Genomic DNA, 1,123 nt, shown 5'->3' on the forward strand with positions numbered 1-1,123 from the left:
CTCGATCCAGGTCACGATTGCCAGTCGGAGTTCCGCTCGGGTCGACCAGCGTTGCCGGTCGAGGACGTTCTTCTGCAGGAGAGCGAAGAACGACTCCATCGCGGCATTGTCACCACATGCCCCGACCCTTCCCATGGAGCCTTGTAATCCGTTGCAGGACAGCTCATGGACAAACTTCGTCGATCGAAATTGGCTCCCGCGGTCGGAGTGCACGATCGTCCCGGACGGGTCGCGTTGCGCGACGGCATTCCGTAAGGCGGACACCGCCAGCGAGGCCTTCATCCGCGAGTCGATCGAGTAGCCGACGATCTTGTTCGAGTACAGGTCCTTGATCGCGCAGAGATAGAGCTTTCCCTCGTCGGTGCGGTGTTCGGTGATGTCGGTCAGCCAGACCTGGTTGGGTCGCTCTGCGGCGAACTGGCGATCGACGAGGTCGTCGTGGACCGGCGGGCCGGCCTTCCTGCTCAGGCCTCGCTTCGTCGCGAACGCCGACCAGATGCGCTCCTGTGAGCACAGTCGGGCGACGCGGTTCTCACCGGCGACGATGCCGCGATCGGGGAGCTCGTCGGCGATGAAGCGGTAGCCGAAGGCAGGGTCGTCGGCGTGGATTTCGCGCGCCGCGTCGATCAGGTGCGCGTCATCCCAATCACGTTGAGTGACTGGATCTTTCTTCCACTTGTAGAACGCCTGGGTGGAGAATTTGAGAACCCGGCAGGTCACCGTGACGGGGACACCGTCGGCGGCGAGGTCGAGGACCAGCGGGTACATCATTTTGGGTTGACGTCCCGGGACAGGTAGGCGACGGCACGGCGCATGACCTCGGCTTCCTGTTCGAGCAGCTTGATCCGCTTGCGGGCTTCTCGCAGTTCGGTCGACTCGTCGGGGTTCTTGGTGGTGGTGCCGACACCGCCCTGGCGGTCGGCGATCTTCAACCAGCGGTGCAGGCAGCCCTCGGAGATTCCGAAGTCCTTCGCGATCTGGCGGAGTGGGGCCTCGCCCTTGCGTGCGACGGCGATGACGTCGCGTCGGAACTCCTCGGGGAACGGCTTCGGCATGGGGACATCCTTCCATCGTGAGGACGGATCCTCACAGATTGGGTGTCAACCAAACCGGGGGCAGTCCC

1 protein-coding gene is annotated in these 1,123 nt (G+C 63.8%); it reads right to left on the reverse strand.

All coding sequences use genetic code 11. The features are described 5' to 3' along the window. Positions 1 to 1,055 (reverse strand): IS3 family transposase gene (locus E0497_RS20345; RefSeq protein WP_137726608.1). Its coding sequence is split into 2 segments (ribosomal slippage), with 1,056 coding nucleotides annotated over them: positions 1 to 773 and positions 773 to 1,055; the frame shifts between segments, so codons are not numbered across the junction. This gene is flagged as partial in the annotation. Between the last annotated feature and the right edge of the window lie 68 nt (positions 1,056 to 1,123).

Origin of the sequence: Prescottella subtropica (assembly GCF_005434945.1) — a bacterium.
In the GTDB taxonomy this organism is placed as follows: Bacteria; Actinomycetota; Actinomycetes; order Mycobacteriales; family Mycobacteriaceae; genus Prescottella; species Prescottella subtropica.